Below are 21,543 nucleotides of genomic sequence, written 5' to 3' on the forward strand. Positions count from 1 at the left end.
CTGTCAAATAAAAAGGAACAACTAAAACTAATAGTTGTTCCTAATTTCACAAAAAATTCTCGCTAAAATTATATTACTCCTTTATATACCTAAAATATTTCTAGTATGTTGTTCAACTTGCTCTGGAGTAACATCTGTATTTCTTGCAACTTTCGTATCGATAGCAGCCTTAGCTACCGCAGCAGCTACTTTAGGAGCTATTCTAAGATCAAAAGCCTCTGGTATAACATATTCTGGTAAAAGCTTATCTTTATCTACCAAATCTGCTATGGCATAAGCTGCAGCTATTTTCATTTCATCATTTATCTGTGAAGCATAAACATCCAGTGCCCCTCTGAATATGCCTGGAAAAGCCAGTACATTATTAACCTGATTTGGGAAATCTGATCTTCCAGTACACACAATTTTAGCTCCTGCTCTTAAAGCAGCCTCTGGCAATATTTCAGGATTGGGATTTGCCATTGCCATTACTATTGGATCTACATTCATGGACTTCACCATTTCCTCAGTAACACAATTAGCTTTAGATACTCCTAAAAATACATCTGCCCCTTTTAATGCCTCTTTTAAATCTCCCTTTACAATGGATTTATTGGTTATATCTGCAAGTTCTTCTTTATATTCATTCATTCCTGAAGTTCTTCCTTTGTATATTGTACCCTTGCTGTCACAAATTACTACATCCTTTACTCCCATTTTCAAAAGAAGCTTTGTAATAGCAGTGCCTGCTGCACCTGCTCCATTTATCACTACCTTTATACTGGAAAATTCCTTATTCACAATTTTTAGTGCATTTATAATACAGGCAGAAGAAACTACTGCAGTGCCATGCTGGTCATCATGAAATATGGGAATATTACTTATTTTCTTTAATTCATCCTCTATCTCAAAGCATTCCGGTGCTTTTATGTCTTCTAAGTTTATTCCTCCAAAGGTTGGCTCCATCAACTTTACAGCCTCTACAATTTTATGTACATTTTTTGTATCCAGACATATAGGAAAAGCATCAACTCCGGCAAAGGCCTTAAATAATACACATTTTCCTTCCATAACAGGCATTCCCGCCCCAGCTCCTATATCTCCAAGGCCAAGTACCGCTGTTCCATTTGTAACTACCGCTACCCAATTCCCTTTGGAAGTATATTCATATATTTTACTTTCATCTTTTTTAATTTCCAGACAAGGCTCTGCTACTCCTGGAGTATATGCAAGAGTCAAATCCTCTTTATTTTTTACAGGTACTTTACATTTTAATGCAATTTTGCCTTGATTTTCACTATGAAATTTTAAGGCTCTTTCCCTTAAATCACTCATATATAAATTGTCCTCCTAAAATTTATTTTACTCTGGCATCTAAATAACTAAGATGCTCTTTTACTACAAAATTTAGTATATCACTATTTTAAATCCATGTCATAAACACTTTCATTTCAACGGTATAATTACCGCTGTTCCATACTCTTTAACGTAAAAAACTGCATATTTCAATTGTGAATTGTGCACTGTGAACTGTGAATTGACTTATATATCCAGCTGTTCTCCTTCAAGTCTCTTAGGTAAAAACAAAGAAAGCATCAGTGAAATTACATTTAAAATAATAAAACATATAAATAGCACATGTAATCCTGAATTTAAAGACTCTTTTACAAGTTCAGCGGAAAGATTATTGTTTAATGCTGGAGTATTATATAAATTACTAGGTTCTATACCTTGTATGTTTAGGTTTTCAAAATATTTTATTATACTAAAATTAAATATGCTTCCAAATACACTTATTCCTATCGTTTGACCCAAATTCCTCAAGAGGGTGTTAACTGCCACTGCTGCCCCCCTCGTAGAATACTCCACTGAATCCTGTATAACTATAGTCTGGGTGTTTAAATTACCTCCAAATCCAAAACCCAGTATTGATACCGCAAGTATTACTAGAATTAATGGAGAATTTACGTTAAATAGAGGTAATACCATACTTCCAATCAATAATATAATAGAACTTAATAAAACTATATTTCTTTTACTATATTTAGTTATATACTTTGCCAAAAACATTGAAGACATAAGCCAGGTAAGGGACATAGGTGCCATACAAAGACCTGAAATAGTGGCACTAAAGCTGAGCACATTTTGAATATATAAGACTACATACACATCCATTGCAATTAATACAGCGGATTGCAGAAAACCTAATATATTCACTATGGTACTTGATTTAGTAAATATCTCAAAGGGCATAACAGGTTCTTTTGCTTTTTTTTCTACAAAATAGAATATAACAAGAAGCACACCTGCCAATAAAACATATACAAGCACAAAGAGTATATTTCCACTTTCTTTCTTTTCTCCAGCCAAAAATCCATATAAAAAAAGTATAATAGAAATAGTTAAAATAAGTGTTCCAAAATAATCTATATGTACATCTCTTTTTTGAAAATTTTCTTTAAGGTTCCTTTGAATAAGCACCACAGATATTATTCCAAAGGGTATGTTTATAAAAAAAATCCAGTGCCAGGACAAAGTATCTATTAAAAATCCTCCCAAAAAAGGTCCTACCAGACTTGCAACTCCCCACACCGTACTTAGCCAGCCTTGAACTTTAGCCCTTCCAGTAACAGAAAATAAGTCTCCTATTATGGTGTAAGTTAATGTAAATATAGACCCTGCTCCTATTCCCTGGACAGCACGGGATGCTATAAGAAAATACATATTTTGAGAAAGCCCACATAAAAAGCTGCCTATTAGAAATATTATTATACCAAAAGTTAAAATATTTTTTCTGCCATATAAATCTGCTAACTTGCCATATATAGGAGTGGTAATGGTTGATGTAAGTAAATATGTAGAAAATACCCAGCTTATAAGGTGAAATCCATTTAAATTCTTTACTATAGTTGGCACAGCTGTAATTACAACGGTTCCCTCCACAGCTGCAAGAAACATAGCCACCATGCTGGCAATAATTATATTCCTCTTCTCTTTCTCTAAATTCATATTAAATTTCACTTCCTTCCAAATACCGTCAAGCACTCTCCAAAAAACTTCAGGTTCATTTACGATCCTGAAGTTTTCCATTGAATATATTTACTGTAAAAATTTATTCTACCTTAAGCTTCATCTTAATCCCAGAACCTATTTCCTCCACTGTAGGAAGTATTCCTTCAAACTGTTCTGGAATGTCCCCGTTGAGCTTATATTCTCCATCCCCGGCAGCTTCTTTATCTTTAAAAGCATATTGTACAATTAATTTTTCTCCATCTTTACAAAGAATTATACCTACAGAAGGGTTGTCTCTTTCTTCTTTAACTGAATCATCTACTATGGATAGATGGAATGTTAGAATTCCTAAATACTCAGGTTTAAACTTTCCTATTTTAAATTCAACAATTAAATAACATTTAAGCTTCAGATTGTAGAAAAGCAAATCCACATAATAATCAGAACCAGACAATTCTATGTGATACTTTTTCCCAACTAGTGCAAATCCTCGTTTTAACTCCAGAAAAAATTCTATCACATTTTTCATGAACTGTCCTTGAAAATACTTTTCTTTTACTTCATCGGAAATTTCCATGAAATCCAATAGGTATTCATCTTTTAATACATAAAAATAATTTTTTAACTCACTTTCATTCTCCAAATCATTTTCTTTTAAATCTATATCCTGTATAAAATGAGAATTATCTGAATTTAAGTCAGCACTTTTTTTTAACTTGATATCTTCATCAAAATCATTTTCCTCTATAATAATGCTCTTGCTTTCAATAGATTCCAAATCCTCATAACAGGTATCCTCTTTTAATGCTTCTTCCTCCTCACCTGTTATGCCATATTCCATGTCTATATTATTAATCAATTCTTCAATTGACCAACCTTTTTCCATAACCTTATTTATAAATTCTAATCTTTTATCTGAATCCTTTATTTTATGCATTATAATTATATTACAGGACCAATTTACCTTTGAAGCTATTTTATCTACCAAATCCTGCGAACCGTATTCTCTGGCAAAGGCAGCCATATTCCTTAAATTCTTCTCTGTAAAACTCAAGTTCCCAGGGAATTTAAGCTTAAGGTAACCTGCCGAGATATTTATAAATTCTATCCCACAACCTTCATCATCCTTGGCTAAAATTAAATTTCCAATTTCCCAGTACAACCTAAACATATTTTTACTTATATCTTTATAGGCCATATTTTTAGAAAGAATTATATCCATATTTAAATGTTCAAGGAGTGCTCCTATATCATTATGGTTATTATGATACTCCAACATGCAAAACCACCTCATAACTCCTATTGTTTATGTATCTTATTTTCACCTTAGCAATTGCATAATAATATTATAAGGTAAAATCTACAATATTTCTACTAAAATTAATAGTATTTATTTTGGTATATTTAATTGAAGATCACATTGTATGATATTACTACATTATGTTTATTCTTTAAAATTAATACTTTTCACATATCTATCCTGTCCTATTATAGTATTTTTAAATATATTTTTAGCATTTTCTATATAGGCTTGTGGTTCAATCATTGAAGGACTAAAGTGGGTAAGCCATAGTTCTTCTACCTCTGCCTCTTTAGCAATAACTGCCGCTTCCGAAAAAATCATATGCTTATATGAAATAGCTTTATGCTTTTTTTCATCATCTCCATACATTCCTTCACATATAAAAATATCAGATTCCTTTACAAATTCAACCAACTCCCTACCGGGTCTTGAATCTGTACAATAGGATATTTTTAATCCTCTACGACCATGTCCAAGCACCATATCAGGTGTATACAATTTATCCCCTTGTTTTATTTCTTCTCCCTTTTGAAGTTTACTCCAGAAAATCAACGGTACTTTATTTTTTAAGGCCTTCTCCCTATAGAATTTTCTATTTCTCTGTACATCTATTGAATATGCAAAACAAGGTATTCCATGATCTACAGATAATATATTTATATTAAAGTATCCTATTTTTTGAAAATACTTCTCTTTTCCATGAAGTTCAACTAGCTCTATACTATAGGGAAGTACTGGTGCTATTACTTTAAGACCCGTAACAATTTTTATTAATCCATAAGGTCCTATTATAGTTATAGGCTCTAATCTTCCTGAATTTGCTATGGTAAGCAGTAGTCCCGGAAGTCCTGCTATATGATCTGCATGAAAATGTGTAAATAAAATCACGTCTATATTTCTAATTTTCCATCCCAATATTTTTAAACTTACCTGCGTACCTTCACCGCAATCTATAAGCAACTTTCTTCCTTGGTAGGAAACTATCATAGCTGTAAGATTTCTGCCCGGTATAGGCATACTTCCTCCACATCCTAACAAGCACACATCCAACATAATTTCCAGTCTATCCTCTCTTTCAACTCAATATTATAATATCCGTCTTATTGTATATTAAACAATTAAAGCTGCAGATATACCTGCAGCTTATGTTACATATTATTAATTTTAACTATTATCCATATATAAAATTTTATAAAAATTAATTTTAAAATCTATGCACTTAATATTAAATCATCAATTTTACAGCCAAGTATTTTTGCAATTACAGCAACTTTTTCAAGGCTCGGATTTTTCTTATCCCCTCTCTCCAGTTCTTCTAAATAAGATTTTGAGATTGAAGTTTTAAATTTGGTATTTCTAGTAATATTTTGGATATCCTGAGTAGTATATCCTAAACTTACCCTTATATCACGAATTTTTTTTCCGTTTAACATAAGAAAACCCCCTAATTTAATATTAACTTTTATATTTTTAATTATACTACTTTTTAATAGAAAATTACAATTAAATTTTGTTTTTAGTCATATCTCAAAATCACATCATTTGTTATCAAGTATTGAATTTTTTCAATGTGTGAAGAAGATTGCTGGCCTTTGATGCATTTTCTACAGTAAACATTGCTATGGATTTATTCTCATTTTCTATTCTTTCTATATTATCAGATATATTTATGGAAGTTTCTGTACACTGATTTGCAGAATATACTATTGAATCCATTATTTCACTAATTTCTACAGATGAGCTGTTCACATTTTCCGTCAATTCAGAGAATATCTGTATCACAGACTCAAATTTTCTGCCATCTTCTTCATATTCATTACTTATGTCTATAACTTTTTCATAGTCTGACAGAATATTATTCTCTATCATCTTTAACATTCCCTCTGCTGAATCCGACAGTTCTACTACAGATAATAAAATATCTTTTATATTGTCCTGTATGGTATTTACCATATCAGAGGACTGTACAGCAAGCTTTCCCACCTCTTCTGCCACTACCATAAATCCTCTTCCATATTCTCCTGCTTTTACAGATTCAATACGGGCATTTAAAGCCAACAAATTTATATTTTTTGATATATGTTTTATTTTTTCTGCCACTTTTGAAATAGTACTTACAACTTTAACCGCTTCTAATGACTTTTTCAATTTTTCACTGGATTTAACATAATAATCTTCTAAATTACGTTTTGACTCTTCTGTATCCTTTTTAATATTTGCAGCTTTTTCCTTTATACTCTCTATAAGGATCATTCCTCCATTAACTTCTTTTACTATGCCATGTATTTTATCTTTTACTTTTGAAATTTTTTCATCTACTCCTTCTATGGAATACAATGTTTGTGATATATTAGAACATATTTCAGAGGATTTATCACATACAAGATTTAGTTCTTTATTGGATTTTTCAAACATTTCATTTACACTATTAGTAACTTTAAGTGTTTGTCTACTTTCTTTTTTTATGCCTTCTATAATATTTTTTATGTCCTCCATGGCATAATTTAACGCTGAAGCTGTGTCCCCAAATTCATCTTTTTGTTCAATTTGTATACTATAATTTAAATTAAATTTAGATAATTCAAGAGCATATTCCCTTATTTTAAATAGAGGTTTTTTTATTCCTCTTGCTATAAGCAGTGCCATAAGAAGCCCTACCACTATAAATATAACAGTTATAAAGATTATTTTGTATTTAAGCACCTGTACTTCATTAAATATCTCCTCTTTATCTATGGTGATTCCAAGATACCAATGTGAATTAGGTATAGGTGAATATGCCATAAACATATCCTTTGTTCCTTCCTTATAGTAGCCTGACCCACTTTTGCCCTTTATCATATTTCCTTCCAGTTCTGCAAGAGAGGCAAGAGACTTGTCTTTCTTCGCATTTTTTATGGTATTATCCCCATTTAAGACCAGAGTTAAATTCTTATGAACTACTTTAGTACCCTGCTCATTAATTATAAAACAATATCCACTTTTACCAATTTTCACACTCTGAACAAGTTTATTTAGATTTTCCATACTGATATTTGAAAATAATACTCCCACAACCTTACTGCTATTATCCTTTATAGGAACGGCAACTGCAATTATTTGTTCTCCATTAACATTAAAATAAGGGCCTTCAATTTCTGTATTCCCATTCAATGCATTTTCAAGATATTTTGAATCATTACTTTCTAAATTCATCTGTGTTTTTTCCCCGCTTTGGATATAAGCTAGTCCATTTAAATTCATTACACTAAGACTTGCATAATTTAATGCTTTTGCTCTTTCTTCCAGAACATGAATTTGAGAAATAGGATTCATGGACTTTATCTCTTCTCTATTTGCTATTTCAATCATAACTTTAGTTTCCTGATTTAGCATGGATGCTATCAATTTAGATGATTCTACCGCTTTATCCTGAAGTGAAGAATCTATACTTTTTTCCATTGTCTTATAGGAACTATAGCAGGCTATTACTCCAAGAACACCACAGATTAACACAACCAATACAGCTATCTGGGCAATTATCTTTACAACTACACTATTAAAAGACAATAAGCCAAATCTTTTTATTTTAGCTTTTAAAAATGGAAACTGTAATTTTCTTATTTTGCTTATTGCAGAGGATAAATTAAATTTTCTTATTTTGCTTACTACAGAAGATAAATTAAATTTTTTTATCTTGTTCTTTATGTAATTAGGTAACTCTGATAATTTAAATTGCCTTATTTGAAACACTGCAATTCCCTCCTAATTAAATTCTATATATGAAAAATACCATTATCTACTATAATAATGTATGAATTTTAACTTATGGTTAAGAAATTGCATTCTTAATTTAAACTTAACTTAGAATTAACCTATGTTTAATTTAGATACTATCATTCTAAAGTTCTAAATTTTTTATCTGCACATAGATAAAAAATATTTATGAAAATTTAAATCATCTGTAAGTTCAGGATGAAATGAAGTTACGAGAATATTTTTATATTTTGCAGCAACTACATTGCCTTTTATACTGCATAAACTTTTCACATTACTGCCAAGGTAGGTAATAAAGGGGGCTCTTATAAAAACTAGAGGTATCTTAGAAGATGATATATCAGGAATTAGTGTCTCACAATAAAAACTATCTATTTGACTTCCATATGCATTCCTTCTTACTTTAATATCTATAACCTTAAGATAACTTTTATTTGAATTCTCTATGGAATTTGCAAGTAATATCATACCGGCACAAGTTCCCCAGATTGGCAGTCCTTTGAGTATTTTTTTTCTTAAAGGTTCAAGCATATCTGTATCCATTAAAAGTTTGCCAATAGTAGTACTCTCTCCACCTGGAAGTATAATCCCATCAATATTATTTAATTCATATTTATTCTTTATTTCCACAGGAATAGCTCCAAGTGACTCAATATGATGAATATGTTCTATTACCCCTCCTTGAAAAGATAATACTCCTATTCTCATATCCTACCATCCCCGTCCTGCATATTTCTCTTTTAAGCTTTCAATTTCAATTCCAGGCATAGGCTCTCCAATATCTTCTGAAACTTCCTGAATTACCTTAGGATCATTGTAATAAGTTGTGGCAAGTACGATAGCATGGGCTCTTTTTTCCGGATTTTCAGATTTAAATATTCCCGAACCTACAAATACACCTTCAGCTCCCAGCTGCATCATAAGTGCTGCATCTGCCGGAGTTGCAATTCCACCTGCTGCAAAGTTTACTACAGGAAGTTTTCCATTTTGCCATATGTATTTTATTAAATCATAAGGTGCCTGAAATTCTTTTGCCAAGGTCATGAGTTCTTCAGGTTTTGCACTTTTAACTTTTCCTATTTCATCTATCATAGTTCTCATATGGGTTACAGCTTCAACTACATTTCCAGTGCCAGCCTCTCCTTTAGTCCTTATCATGGATGCTCCTTCCCCAATCCTTCTAAGTGCTTCTCCCAAATTTCTGGCTCCGCATACAAAAGGTACTTCAAAATCCCACTTATTTATGTGATAAAAGCTGTCTGCAGGAGTTAAAACCTCACTTTCATCTATAAAATCTATATTTAACTGCTGTAATACCTGGGCTTCTACAAAATGTCCTATTCTAACCTTTGCCATAACAGGTATTGACACCGCTTTTTTTATTTCTTTTATCATTTTAGGATCGGACATTCTTGCAACTCCACCCTGTTTTCTTATATCTGAGGGTACTCTTTCAAGAGCCATAACAGCACAAGCTCCTGCCTTTTCAGCAATAACGGCTTGTTCCTTATTTACCACATCCATTATCACTCCACCTTTTAACATTTGAGCTAAATTTTTATTTATTTCATATTTGTTCATACTATTTTTCCCCCTATAATATTTATTAAATGATTTAAAATCAGATAATTATATTATATTTTATATATTATATTTGCCAAATGTACCGGTACACTTTAAGATTAGTTTAATTTTCTCAAGCTAAAGAGCTTATCCCATAACTGATAAGCTCTTTTAACATTGCTATTAATTACTAATTTGTTTTGTACAATTTTCATCCAATATATATTCTAAGACTTTTCCATCTGTATTTTTCAATTCTAATCCTAGCAACTTAGCAATAGTTGGTCCTTCATCCACTAAATTCATCTCTTCTACAATTACTCCTTTTTTTATTCCTTTGCCTGATGCCATAAATACAGTAGTATAATCAGGCTTAAAAGGAGAATATCCATGGTTGCATAACTTACATCCATTTTCTCTCTGTAAATTTCCCCCATTAAATTCCTCTATCAACTCTCCACAAATCTTATCTTGAAAATAATAGGGAAGTTTTGCCTCAAGCAACAAAGAACACCTTCCATCAGCACCAAATTCTAAAGCTTTTTCCCTGGAATAAATAGCATCTATACATTCATGTACCCCATTGAAATCCTCAATTAACTTTGTAATTTCTTTTAATATTTTAAAATTATTTTCTTTCACGTATAAATATCCACAACCATCACAGCTTTTAAATATAGCCTTATAGTCAATTATCTTACCTTTTGAATTGACTTCAATATACCCTCTATCTCTCAAAAGTATATTAAGATTGATTATCTTATTTACATCCAAACTGCTGTGGTCACCTAAAATAATAATAGTACTTTCCTCATATATACCTTTTTCTTTAAGTGCCTGTACTATTTCTCCTATTCTTTTATCATGCCTTTTTAAAGCAAGTTTAGCCTCCCTGGAATTAAAGCCATAATCATGTCTTATACTATCTAAATCCGTATAATGTACTAAAGTTAAATCCAGCCACTTATTCTCTATAGTATATAATAATGACTGGTGAACAAAATTATCAAGATTGGGTTGTCTTATACCATCTCTTAAATAGCCGAACCTTTTATTTAACTCATATTGAAATAAAGGAGTACCATTTAACAAGGACACCAGAATCTGACTTTTCCAAAACCTATTAGCAAAAATTTCCGGCATATTGTACTGTATTTTTGACTTTGCAGTAACAGGCCACAGCAGCGCTCCTACTTTCATTCCCTTTTCTACAGCCAGGTCATAAAAAGTATCTCCTCTTATATTATTCCTATACCAATACCAATCTGGAGATTTTCTATTAGGCTGAAGCAAAGTATTATTTACTATTCCATGATTTTTAGGATATTTCCCTGTAACAATAGATACATGGGCAGGATAAGTTAATGTAGGATATACACTATAAACATTCTTACAGTAGGAAGCCTCAGCTAGAAAGTTTTTAAAATTGGGTAAAGTGCTGATATATTGAAAATCCAAACTAGATAATGCATCTAATGAAATAACATATAAGTATTTTGATATTGCACTCATATAATTTACCCTTTCTTGAATAATAAATTTTTAAATATACAAATTATATCTATATAAGTTTACATAAGCATTAACTTAATGTAAAAATAATTGAACATTATTAATATATATAATTAATAATATTATAACATCTCTAGAAAGTGTGTAACTGTGTTATAATACCTTTAAATACTATAAAAAGGTGGTTTTTTATATGAAATATGAAGTACTTCATATATTAAAAAAAAATACCCATACATTTGTATCCGGTCAATTAATAAGCGACAACCTTGGTGTAAGTCGTACTGCTGTATGGAAATACATAAATAATTTAAAAAAAGAAGGATATATAATAGACTCTTCTTCCAAAAAAGGATATAAATTATTGGAATCTCCAGACATGCTAACTTTTGAAGAGATTGAAAAATACTTAAAAACAAAGTATATAGGTAAAAAAATTGTCTATCTTGAAAGCGTAGATTCTACTAATAATAAAGCAAAAGAGCTGGCCAGTAAAGGTGAAAATCATGGCACTTTAGTCATAGCTGAAGAACAGCTAGGAGGCCGCGGAAGGCTGGGAAGAGCATGGTGTTCTCCTAAGTACAAGGGTATATGGCTATCTATAATCTTAAGGCCAGATATAAACCCCATGCAAATACCTAAACTCACTCAAATAGCCGCCGCTTCCGTAATAGAAAGCTTAAAGGACTTTAAAATAGAAGCAACTATAAAATGGCCTAATGATATAATACTCAATGGTAAAAAAATATGTGGTATTTTAACTGAAATGAATGCCGAAATGAATAAAGTACACTATGTAGTATTAGGGATAGGTATAAATGCCAACTTAGGTGAAGAAGATTTTCAAAAGGATATATTAAGTAAAGCCACATCTATTAAAATAGAGACAGGACTTACTTTAGATAGAAAATCTTTCGTAGGAAATTTAGTAAATAAATTCGAATACTTATATGAAGAATTTGAAAAAACACAAAATATTGAATCCTCCATAAAGATTTGCAGAACCAATTCTGCCGTTATAGGAAAAATTATAAGAATAATTAGAGGAGAAAATGAAACCTTTGCAAAAGCTTTAGATCTAGATGAAAATGGAGGGTTAATAGTTCAATATGAAAATGGAACCCGAGAAAATCTGATATCTGGAGAAATTTCTATACGAGGATTAAATGGATATATTTAAAATTTAGTATTTCTATGTTTAAATTAAATCAAAATAGTAAACCATAATATATATTAAAATATCTTCAGGATGTGTTCAATTATGATTTTAATAAAAAATGTAGAAATATTTGCTCCCGAATCTTTAGGGAAAAAAGACATATTAATATGTTTTGATAAAATAGTCTATATATCTGAAAATACACATGTACCCAAAGGAAATTTTCCTGAAATTGAAATAATAGAAGGAAATGGCCTAAAAGCAACTCCGGGTATAATTGACCTTCACATACATATAAACGGTGCTGGAGGTGAAGGAGGATTCAATACCCGTACCCCCGAGCTGAATCTCACAGATTTTACTTTAAATGGCATTACAACCTGTATAGGTCTTTTGGGTACAGATGGAATAACGAGAAATATGGGTGCATTACTGGCGAAATCAAGGGCTCTTGAAATAGAAGGCTTATCTACATACTGCTGGACAGGATGTTATGCCGTACCTACAAGAACCCTTACAGACAGCATAAGAGGAGATATCATACTTATAGATAAAATAATAGGGGCCGGTGAAATAGCCATTTCAGATCACAGGGGAAGTCATCCTTCTGAAAATGATTTAATACATTTAGCCTGTGAAACCAGAGTAGGTGGACTCATTTCAGACAAATGCGGAGTATTACATATGCATGTAGGTGATGGAAAGAATGGATTAAATGCCGTATTTAATTTGATAGATAACTCAAATATACCTTTTGAGAACTTACTGCCTACACACCTTAATAGAAATAGTCTGTTACGTAAACAATGTGTAGAATATGTAAAAATCGGTGGTTTTGTGGATATAACCACTGGAATTAAGAATGAAGGAGATGAAGCTGTAAGTGCCTCTCAGCTATACAATACATTACTAAAAGAACATATTTCTCCTTATCACATAACAATGAGTTCTGATGCTGGAGGCAGTATGCCATTTTTTGATGACAAAGGTAACCTAACTAAACTAACCAGAGGTATGCCAAATACAAACATTAACTCAATAAAAGAATCTATAGAGTTGGGTATACCTTTGGAGCTAGCTCTCATTCCCCTTACTTCTTCCCCTGCAAAACTGCTAAAATTGAGAAACAAAGGCAAAATAACTGAAGGTTATGATGCTGATTTAATTTTATTGGACAATAAATTAAATATTAATACTGTCATAAGCAAAGGGAAAGTAATGGTTCAAAATTACTCCCCCTTAGTTTACGGTACCTTTGAAAATAGTTAAGAGTTGAAAATAATATTCCCCTCTGTAGATATTATAACTTCTCTGTATGGAAGTATAGTCTGTGTTTTCAACATGGCATTTTTAACTGCATTTACAATGCCACTGCAGCATGGTACTTCCATTCTGACCACAGTTATACTTTTTAAGTTATTGTTTTTTATAATTTCTATAAATTTATTCTCATAATATTTTATATCATCTAATTTAGGACATCCTATTACCGTGATATGGTTCTTTATGAAATCTTTATGAAAATTACCGTAAGCATAAGCGCTGCAGTCAGCAGCTACAAGTAAGTTTGCCTCTTTAAGATAGTCTGCATTGCTATTTATAAGTTTTAATTGAACAGGCCATTGATTTAATTCAGATGTACTCTTTAATGCATCTGATATATTCTCTGTATTTTTCGCCTTTACTTTATCTTCATGGTAATTTCTCTTTATTTTTTTTGCAGCTGTACCCGGACATCCACAGGGCATTGGTCTTTGTTCTTTCAATTTTTTGATTTCTTCAATTCTCTTTGTAACAAGCTCCTCATCATATGCTTTACTTTCCCTTTCAATTATACTTATAGCACCAGTAGGACATTCAGGAAGGCAGTCTCCCAGTCCATCACAATACTCGTCACTTATAAGCTTTGCTTTCCCATTTACCAATTCTATGGCATTTTCATGACATGCCTCTGCACACAGACCACATCCATTACACTTTTCTTCATTTATATCAACAATTTTTCTTATCATCATATATTCCTCCCTTACCTTGATATGTTCATTATAATAGAATATAATTTTAATATCTGTAACTTACGTTACACATGTAATAATTAAGTGTAAAAATATTATATCAGATAATGGGAGACTAATATGAAAAACGCTATTAATGCACTAGAGAAATGTGTGCTTACAAAAAATTTTTCTAAAGAATCCATAGAAGATTTTTTAAAAAATATAAATTATACCCTCTCCTCCTACTCTAAAGGAGAAATCATAGCCATGGAAGAATGGAATTGTTCCAAAATAGGCATAGTTATAAAAGGAAATGTGGAGGTACAAAAAATATTCGCCTCTGGAAAAACTATTACAATAAGCAGGCTGGAAGAAAGTGATATTTTTGGAGAAGTTATAATATTTTCTAATAGAAGCACCTACCCTGCTACCATAGTTTCATCAAATGAATCTATTATAATGTTTATATCCAAAGAGGATATATTGAACATCTTTCCTTTATTTCCTGTATTTTTAAATAACTTCATGACTTTATTATCTGACAAAATATTAATGTTAAATAGAAAACTTAAAAACATATCTTATGAAACCATTCGTCAAAAAATTGCTTTTTATATTTTAGAAGAGTATGCCCAGAAAAAAAATTTAAAAATAGATTTATCCTATACACGAAAAGAAATGGCAGAATTGCTTGGAATTCCAAGACCCTCTCTCTCAAGGGAACTTATAAATATGAAAAAGGATAATATAATAGACTTTCATAGAAATCATATTGTAATAAAAGATCTGGAAACTTTAAGAAATTTATTATTTTAACAATTAAAAAGGAAACGAAAAATTTTTCGTTTCCCTTTTAATAATTCATTTTACCATGAATCGCATCCACATCCGCAGCATAATAATAATATTATTATTATTACTACTATTTCTTTTCCGCGTCCATGTCCATATCCACCATCACATCTGCGTGACATAAAGATCCCTCCTTGTTATCCTAAACACATATTTTAAGTTATCTAAATTATCATCATCTGTTCCATATCTTATTGCTTTAATTCAAACTATAAGATCGATTAGTGAATTACAAAAACTATTTAATAAAAAGCATGTATCCCTTTATTAAATCTTTTTTACTTCCTTAGTTATTTAAAACATCCTCCTTAGCAAATGCTACCGCAATTAAGACCACCACATAATAATAAAAGTATTATTATAACTAGTACTTCTTTTCCACGTCCAAATCCACCGCAACCACTATCATATCTACGACCACATCTTGACATAAAGATCCCTCCTTGTCATCTTTAAAATAATTTATTTAGGTATTCTTTTTTTTCATCATGTGTTCTATACTTCTATAATATTAATCATCAGTGTAAATGTTACTTTTATTTTTATTATATAGTGAAGTTATTAATGACTATGCCCTTTTTTATAGAATTGATTTATATTAAATTTTTATGTAAAGTTAATGCAGCTGCTATATTTAAAAACTTTTCATAAAAAATAGACTATAAACAATCTCTTAAATTGTTTATAGTCTGCTTTAACTCTTTTTGGATAAAAAATAACTTGTCTATATATTTCTGTTTATATTCTAATACTGATAGACTAAGCTTACATTAGCTTTTATTTTATAAAGTCCTGTTTCTATAGTAGTACCTTGTCCTCCAGAGTTTTTTACTGATGATGAATCATAGAAAATAGGATATTCACCAGGAATACCATTTGAATTCTCTGTTATTGTAGTTAAAGTTGATAGTTTTACATCTAATGCATCAGCTATTGCCTGTGCCTTAGCTTTTGCATTTAATATGGCATTTGTCAAGGCTTTATTATAGTATTTTTCATAATCGCCAACTCCAAAAGTTACTCCATTTGAGTTATTCGCCCCATTTGCCACAGCAGTATCAATTACAGTTCCAACTGAAGCTATATTTTTAACTGTAACATTCAAAGTACTATCAACTGTATATCCAATAATTGTACTAATTCCTGTTTCCTCATTATAATTATATTTAGGGTTAATATAATAATTTGAGGTTTTAATATCCTCAGCTGCTACTCCTGCTGCTTTTATAGCTTCAACAACCTTATTTATTGCAGCAGAGTTGTTTTGTTGGGCTTTGTCTACCGTACTATCTTCTGTAGTTACTCCTAAAGATAAATTAGCAATATCAGGTACTACATTCACTTCACCATCTCCAGTAACATTTATGGTTCTGGTTTCTGCAGCTAATACCTTATAATTGGAAGCTGAAATTGCTCCAAATAAGAGGAGAAACATAATTGTAGACATAAAAATTAATGACCATTTTCTTTTTAACAAGTTAATACCTTTCAAAGTTAACACTCCTTACATTTTTTATATTAATAAATTTAAAATTTATTCTTCTTCATGTAATACTTTTCCTATTATTGCATAAACCTCCCAATTTTAGCTTTGTGTTCTTTATAAATTTAGACGATTAAACATAAAATTCTGTTTCAAAAATTTTAAAAATAGAAGGCTATTGTATTAACAACTTTTTCATCGTTAATACAATAGCCTCTTTCTTATTCATATTTTCATTAATTTTTGATACATTTTTCAATGAATAGTCTTACATTATTTTCCTCTTTAGTTCTATCACAGCCACCTCTTCCTAATCTATCACACAACCCAAGTAAGGCTACTTCATAAATATCCCCATACTCCTTCATACCTCTTATATCTCCAAAAGGCAGTTTATTTAACACAAAGAGTATATGCATGTGGTATCTTATCAAATAATAAACTTCATTTATAAATTCAATGTTATACGTAAACTCAGATAAAAAATCTCTTGAAAGTTCTGCTCCCACTTTATCATGATCATAGGAAGTTATTTTATCCCCTCTAGTCTTTGTTGTAGATGGCTTCCCAATATCATGAAGCAGTGCTGCCCACATAAAAGCTGAAACATTGTTACTTTTATTTTTTACTTTTGCCCCTTCATCTACAACCATCAATGTATGATTCCAAACATTACCCTCTGGATGATATCGTAGGGACTGTTTAGTATCTTTAAGCTTATATAACATATTAAAAGGATACATTTCAAATTCCTTATGGTTAATTATACTATTTAGATATTTTGATGGTTCTTTATCATCTAACAGATGATAATTTATCTCTTGAAATAAATCTTTATAAGGATTCATTTTTATCTTCTGCATTAATATCATTTATATCAAAAACAGCTCTGGCACTCTCTGCTTGGGGATCATGCTTTATATGCTTAGAATGAAACTTTCCATCCTCTTTTTTTCCGTTTTTAGTACTTCTTTTCTTATTTTGCTCGCTCATATTCTTCTCCTTATCTTTTATTATTAGATCCTGACGATTCCTTTTTTGAATTATGTGTTTGATTAATATAAGAACCGTTAACCTGAATGGAGTTTTCAAGGTTAGCAAGTTTTTGTTGATCATTTATTGGATTTTCAAATGTTTTATTATCGGAATTTTTATGCTTAGACATACTATCACCTCGAAATTAGTATTCCAAATTTTAATGTTTATATTCTGATACTAATATCTTATAAGTTACTCCCATTTTATCAGTGTCGGATTTTCATCCATAATGGATTTATACTGTTCTAAACTCCCGTATTTACCTTCAGGATCTGCTTTTAAATACCGGATATACTTAGATTGTCTTAATTCATTGGTAGACCAGCCAAAATGTTTTAATCTTACATAGCATATGCACCCAGGCAAACTAAATATATTTTCAGGAATCCTTCCGCAATGCAGTGGCTTTTCTTCCCAAGTATAATTAAAATTAGGCTGATATCTTATTAAAAATGGTCTATAATATTTGTGTGCCCCCCAATAAAAATCTTCTCTATAGTGACTTTCATCCCACATATCATATAGCCTAAAAGCATAATAATCAAAATTAGGTTCATTGATTAGTGTCCTAATAATATCACATATTCTATCTTCAAAAATTTCATCTGAATCTAAAAATAATATCCAATCAGGATTTGTATTTGCTGTTATTTCCCACAATTGTTTTCTCAGAACAATTTCATTACTAAACCCATGTTCTTTATTTTCAACTAAAGTTAATGGTATATTTTTAAATACTTTTTTACATATTTCAACTGAATCATCTTCGCTGGCATCATCTAAAATCACCGCATTATCTATATATTTAGCTGCATGTGTCAAAACCCTTTCTAAGAACTTTTTACTTTCATTTCTCACAAGCATAGCAAGGGTCAGTTTATTTCCTGTATCTTTGTTTATTCTTATTCGCTCATATAATAGATCTAAAATATTGTATCCAAGAAGAGGTTTGTTATCACTATTTATAAGCTTTATACTTTCTATTAGCATAGACTGTGTATTTAATTCTAAGTTACAAGTAAATACTTTCACAAAATTTTCTGTTATATTTTTACTTTCTAATTGAAATTTACATGTTATATTAATTTTATTATCATCTATATTAGCTTTATCAGTATTAATATCTAATATATTTATATTATTTACTGGCTTTTTTTCTATAATATAATTAATAATACTACTCTTATCTTTATTAAACTTTTCTGTATAATTAGAAGATAGATACTTATTCACTTCAAATTTATCAATATTATTATAATTAAAGCAGTAGAATTTATCCAAAAAATCTTTTACAAAATTATTAATATACAAAGAATTATTAATTTCATATATACATTTACTTCTAAATTGTTCTACTCCTTTTAAATCCTCTTTTCTATATACATGATAAGCCGGATAAGCGGTATCAACATACAGCTTAAACCCTAACGCTGCTGCCCTTATACAAAAGTGTCTATCTTCTCCCCAAAAGGACAAATTATAGATTTTATTAAAATTAACTCCTTTATTCATAGCCTTCTTACTTATTAAGGTACATGCACCTAAGCCTCCTACCTCATATATGCCTGGTTTTTTTAATTTTTCTATAAAATCTGTATATCTTTTATTAAATTCTTCTTCAGTCAATACTTCATTTCTTTCTTTAGTAATAAACGAATATTCATCACACATCCAAACCTGCGGCAATTGGCCTGCATTTTTTTGCCACCTGGTCCAAAATATTTCGCATATTATATCTTTGTTACTACTTATTAAACTTGATAATGTCTTAGGATGCAGCATTATATCTGAATCTATCAAGAATAAATAATCATAACAATTTTCTTTAGCATATTGTATAATTCTATTTTTATATTGTGCTATTTTCCAAATTAAACTTTCCTTCCAATAGTGTGTGTCTTCTGTACGTACATAAGTGTCTATTTTTTCTCCTTTTTCAATAATAACTTTATCTTTTGTTTCCTGAGAAAAATTTTTAAGCAAGTTGCTTGAATTTGGATCATCATTATCATCTATAAAAAAATAGTCTATAGTACTATCTTCTTTTATAATATTTTTTAAAAAACTTATAAAGCTTGCTAATATATTATACGGTTGTCTCACAGGACTTCCAATTAAAACCTTTGTATTCTCATTCATTAGTTTTCCTCCTATATAATTCACTATAGGTACTAAATAAGCAGCCTAGTAGATTATTCTCCTTATATACTATTCATAAATTTAATTATTGCCTATATATAAAAAACACTATAATTTTATACTATAGTGTAAATTAAATTGAAATGTTCTTATTCTTTATACTTATTCGATTTCTTCCCTCATTTTTTGATTTATATAAAGCTTCGTCTGCATTCCTTATCATCTCATTTAAATCTGTTAGACCTATTGATGTAAAAATTCCAAAAGAGCAGGTCACTTTTATAATTTTACCTTCATATATATTATTAAAATTCATTATTTTAACTCTTATTTTTTCTACTATTTCTAATATCTGTTCTTCTTCAAACTTTTCTAAAATGATTAAAAATTCCTCTCCGCCATATCTTCCAATAGTATGGTTCTTTCCTAAACAGGTCTTACAGATTGCTATGACATTTTTTAATATCAAATCACCAGCAGAATGCCCATATGTATCATTTATATTTTTGAACTTATCTAAATCAACCATTACCAATGATATAGGTTGATTATTTTTTATACAATAAAGTATTCTTTCATTGGCAACACTATAAAAATGATTCCTATTATATACTTCTGTTAGAATATCCATAGTAGCATAATATTGAAGTCTTTTTATCATTAAAATTTGTTCTGTATTATCCTTCAAAATAACAACCTTTCCATCGTTATTTATAAAAGTTATTTCTCCCCTGAAATAATGCTGCTTATCATCAGTTTTCATTTCAAAATCAAAAGTTACTTCTTTATTATCCTTTAGATACTTTGTAATTGCCGTAAAATCTTCAAGGGCCTTGGCTATATCTTGTCCTATTATAATACTTGCTTCTTTATTAAAGAACTGTTCCGTTGTCTTGTTTATATCGATTATTTTATTGTTCATGTCTAAAACTATTACAAATTCCTTTATATTATCAAAAATAATGTGTCTTGCTATAACTGCGGTTTCAAAAATATTATTTTTAGACAGCGCCTTAACATAAAACAGACAAAGAATTGCCATGAAAACAGGGACAATATCTATTTTTATTGGCATGATACCGGACATATATATCCAGTATCCAATCCAGGGTATAAAAGAAGTTATCATAATAGTAAAACTTCTTTTCCTATATACATTATTTTTAATAAAAAATTCTATGTATAAGATATTCCCCAGTAAAGACATTAAATTAATATATATGGTAGACATTATATATCCTATACCTGGACTGATATTTGCAATAGACAGGGAATACACTATGGCAGCTGAATAATTTCTATAAAACAAATGATGATATTCATTAGTAAAATTCAAAATCACTAAAATAACAGGTAGGCAAAAAATAATTATATACAACTTCACATTAACATACTTGCTCTTATTGGTATATTCAAGAGCCATGATAACCCAGAATGCTGGAATAGACAATATACCTATATATTGTACTGCTGCAAGCAGCTTCATATAATTCAAATCTGGAGATATTAATTCAAATGAATAAAATAAACTATATGTAAAAACAGATAAAATAAGGCCCAGAAAGCCTTTCAAATAGATCTTTTTCCTATTATAAAAAATGTAGATTGCTAGTTGTGCAGCAATAAATGCTGTTAAAAACATTATAAGAAAGATTACATAGTTCAAAATAACACCCTCTTTTATCATTTCATATAACATTTACATTCAATTATCAATACTTCTTTATTTAAAGATATAGATATTACATGA

20 protein-coding genes are annotated in these 21,543 nt (G+C 30.1%); 3 read left to right on the top strand and 17 right to left on the bottom strand.

From position 1 onward, the window contains the following. Positions 1-81: 81 nt before the first annotated feature. The 9 genes from BS101_RS13555 to BS101_RS13595 form a co-directional block, all read right to left on the bottom strand. Positions 82-1,314, bottom strand: coding sequence for an NAD(P)-dependent malic enzyme (locus tag BS101_RS13555; RefSeq protein WP_073539303.1), 1,233 nt, complete (start codon positions 1,312-1,314; stop codon positions 82-84). Positions 1,315-1,521: 207 nt separating this feature from the next. Continuing rightward, a complete protein-coding gene (locus tag BS101_RS13560; protein ID WP_073541334.1) occupies positions 1,522-2,988 on the bottom strand; it encodes an MFS transporter in 1,467 nt (488 codons plus the stop codon). 103 nt (positions 2,989-3,091) lie between these two features. Further along, the gene (locus BS101_RS13565; protein ID WP_198039480.1) at positions 3,092-4,270 is read right to left on the bottom strand and encodes a PDDEXK nuclease domain-containing protein; all 1,179 of its coding nucleotides are present in this window, start codon (positions 4,268-4,270) and stop codon (positions 3,092-3,094) included. Between the two features lie 165 nt (positions 4,271-4,435). Further along, positions 4,436-5,347, bottom strand: coding sequence for a ribonuclease Z (locus tag BS101_RS13570; RefSeq protein ID WP_073539304.1), 912 nt, complete (start codon positions 5,345-5,347; stop codon positions 4,436-4,438). Positions 5,348-5,505: 158 nt separating this feature from the next. Further along, positions 5,506-5,727, bottom strand: coding sequence for a helix-turn-helix domain-containing protein (locus BS101_RS13575; protein WP_012102757.1), 222 nt, complete (start codon positions 5,725-5,727; stop codon positions 5,506-5,508). A gap of 115 nt (positions 5,728-5,842) precedes the next feature. After that, the gene (locus BS101_RS13580; protein WP_073539305.1) at positions 5,843-8,026 is read right to left on the bottom strand and encodes a methyl-accepting chemotaxis protein; all 2,184 of its coding nucleotides are present in this window, start codon (positions 8,024-8,026) and stop codon (positions 5,843-5,845) included. 165 nt (positions 8,027-8,191) lie between these two features. Further along, positions 8,192-8,758 carry a pyridoxal 5'-phosphate synthase glutaminase subunit PdxT gene (gene pdxT / locus BS101_RS13585; protein ID WP_073539306.1) on the bottom strand — a complete coding sequence of 189 codons (567 nt, stop codon included), beginning with the start codon at positions 8,756-8,758 and terminating at the stop codon, positions 8,192-8,194. A 3-nt stretch (positions 8,759-8,761) separates the two neighbouring features. Beyond that, positions 8,762-9,631: a pyridoxal 5'-phosphate synthase lyase subunit PdxS gene (gene pdxS, locus BS101_RS13590; protein WP_073539307.1), complete on the bottom strand. Its 870-nt coding sequence runs from the start codon at positions 9,629-9,631 to the stop codon at positions 8,762-8,764. A gap of 165 nt (positions 9,632-9,796) precedes the next feature. Then, positions 9,797-11,125 (bottom strand): ectonucleotide pyrophosphatase/phosphodiesterase, encoded by a 1,329-nt coding sequence (locus tag BS101_RS13595; RefSeq protein ID WP_073539308.1) that lies wholly within the window; start codon positions 11,123-11,125, stop codon positions 9,797-9,799. Positions 11,126-11,318: 193 nt separating this feature from the next. Here BS101_RS13595 and BS101_RS13600 point away from each other — a divergent pair, with 193 nt between their 5' ends. Then, the gene (locus BS101_RS13600) at positions 11,319-12,305 is read left to right on the top strand and encodes a biotin--[acetyl-CoA-carboxylase] ligase (RefSeq protein WP_073539309.1); all 987 of its coding nucleotides are present in this window, start codon (positions 11,319-11,321) and stop codon (positions 12,303-12,305) included. Between the two features lie 81 nt (positions 12,306-12,386). Next, a complete protein-coding gene (gene iadA, locus BS101_RS13605) occupies positions 12,387-13,553 on the top strand; it encodes a beta-aspartyl-peptidase (protein WP_073539310.1) in 1,167 nt (388 codons plus the stop codon). Here iadA and BS101_RS13610 read toward each other — a convergent pair. Continuing rightward, positions 13,550-14,296 (bottom strand): ATP-binding protein, encoded by a 747-nt coding sequence (locus BS101_RS13610; RefSeq protein WP_073539311.1) that lies wholly within the window; start codon positions 14,294-14,296, stop codon positions 13,550-13,552. The two genes, iadA and BS101_RS13610, sit on opposite strands and share 4 nt — an antisense overlap. Before the next feature lie 123 nt (positions 14,297-14,419). Between BS101_RS13610 and BS101_RS13615 the strand changes: the two genes are divergently transcribed. Further along, positions 14,420-15,097, top strand: a complete 678-nt coding sequence (locus tag BS101_RS13615; RefSeq protein WP_073539312.1) for a Crp/Fnr family transcriptional regulator — start codon at positions 14,420-14,422, stop codon at positions 15,095-15,097. Positions 15,098-15,441: 344 nt separating this feature from the next. On the opposite strand, the gene BS101_RS24260 is transcribed toward BS101_RS13615, so the two are convergent. The 7 genes from BS101_RS24260 to BS101_RS13635 form a co-directional block, all read right to left on the bottom strand. After that, on the bottom strand, positions 15,442-15,564 hold the full coding sequence (locus tag BS101_RS24260) for a sporulation protein YjcZ (RefSeq protein WP_156876049.1): 123 nt from the start codon (positions 15,562-15,564) through the stop codon (positions 15,442-15,444). Between the two features lie 314 nt (positions 15,565-15,878). Then, the gene (locus BS101_RS13620) at positions 15,879-16,634 is read right to left on the bottom strand and encodes an SIMPL domain-containing protein (RefSeq protein WP_242951267.1); all 756 of its coding nucleotides are present in this window, start codon (positions 16,632-16,634) and stop codon (positions 15,879-15,881) included. A gap of 218 nt (positions 16,635-16,852) precedes the next feature. Next, positions 16,853-17,479 (bottom strand): HDIG domain-containing metalloprotein, encoded by a 627-nt coding sequence (locus tag BS101_RS13625; RefSeq protein WP_242951268.1) that lies wholly within the window; start codon positions 17,477-17,479, stop codon positions 16,853-16,855. Further along, entirely contained in the window at positions 17,451-17,609 is a 159-nt protein-coding gene (locus BS101_RS23360; protein ID WP_198039481.1) for a CPC_1213 family protein, read from the bottom strand. Before BS101_RS23360 ends, BS101_RS13625 begins: the two co-directional genes overlap by 29 nt. A gap of 10 nt (positions 17,610-17,619) precedes the next feature. Continuing rightward, positions 17,620-17,781, bottom strand: a complete 162-nt coding sequence (locus tag BS101_RS22810; RefSeq protein ID WP_156876050.1) for a hypothetical protein — start codon at positions 17,779-17,781, stop codon at positions 17,620-17,622. Between the two features lie 65 nt (positions 17,782-17,846). Continuing rightward, on the bottom strand, positions 17,847-19,793 hold the full coding sequence (locus BS101_RS13630) for a glycosyltransferase family 2 protein (protein ID WP_073539314.1): 1,947 nt from the start codon (positions 19,791-19,793) through the stop codon (positions 17,847-17,849). A 133-nt stretch (positions 19,794-19,926) separates the two neighbouring features. Beyond that, positions 19,927-21,459 (bottom strand): histidine kinase N-terminal 7TM domain-containing diguanylate cyclase, encoded by a 1,533-nt coding sequence (locus BS101_RS13635; RefSeq protein WP_242951269.1) that lies wholly within the window; start codon positions 21,457-21,459, stop codon positions 19,927-19,929. Between the last annotated feature and the right edge of the window lie 84 nt (positions 21,460-21,543).

The organism is Clostridium kluyveri (assembly GCF_001902295.1).
Lineage (GTDB): Bacteria > Bacillota > Clostridia > Clostridiales > Clostridiaceae > Clostridium_B > Clostridium_B kluyveri_B.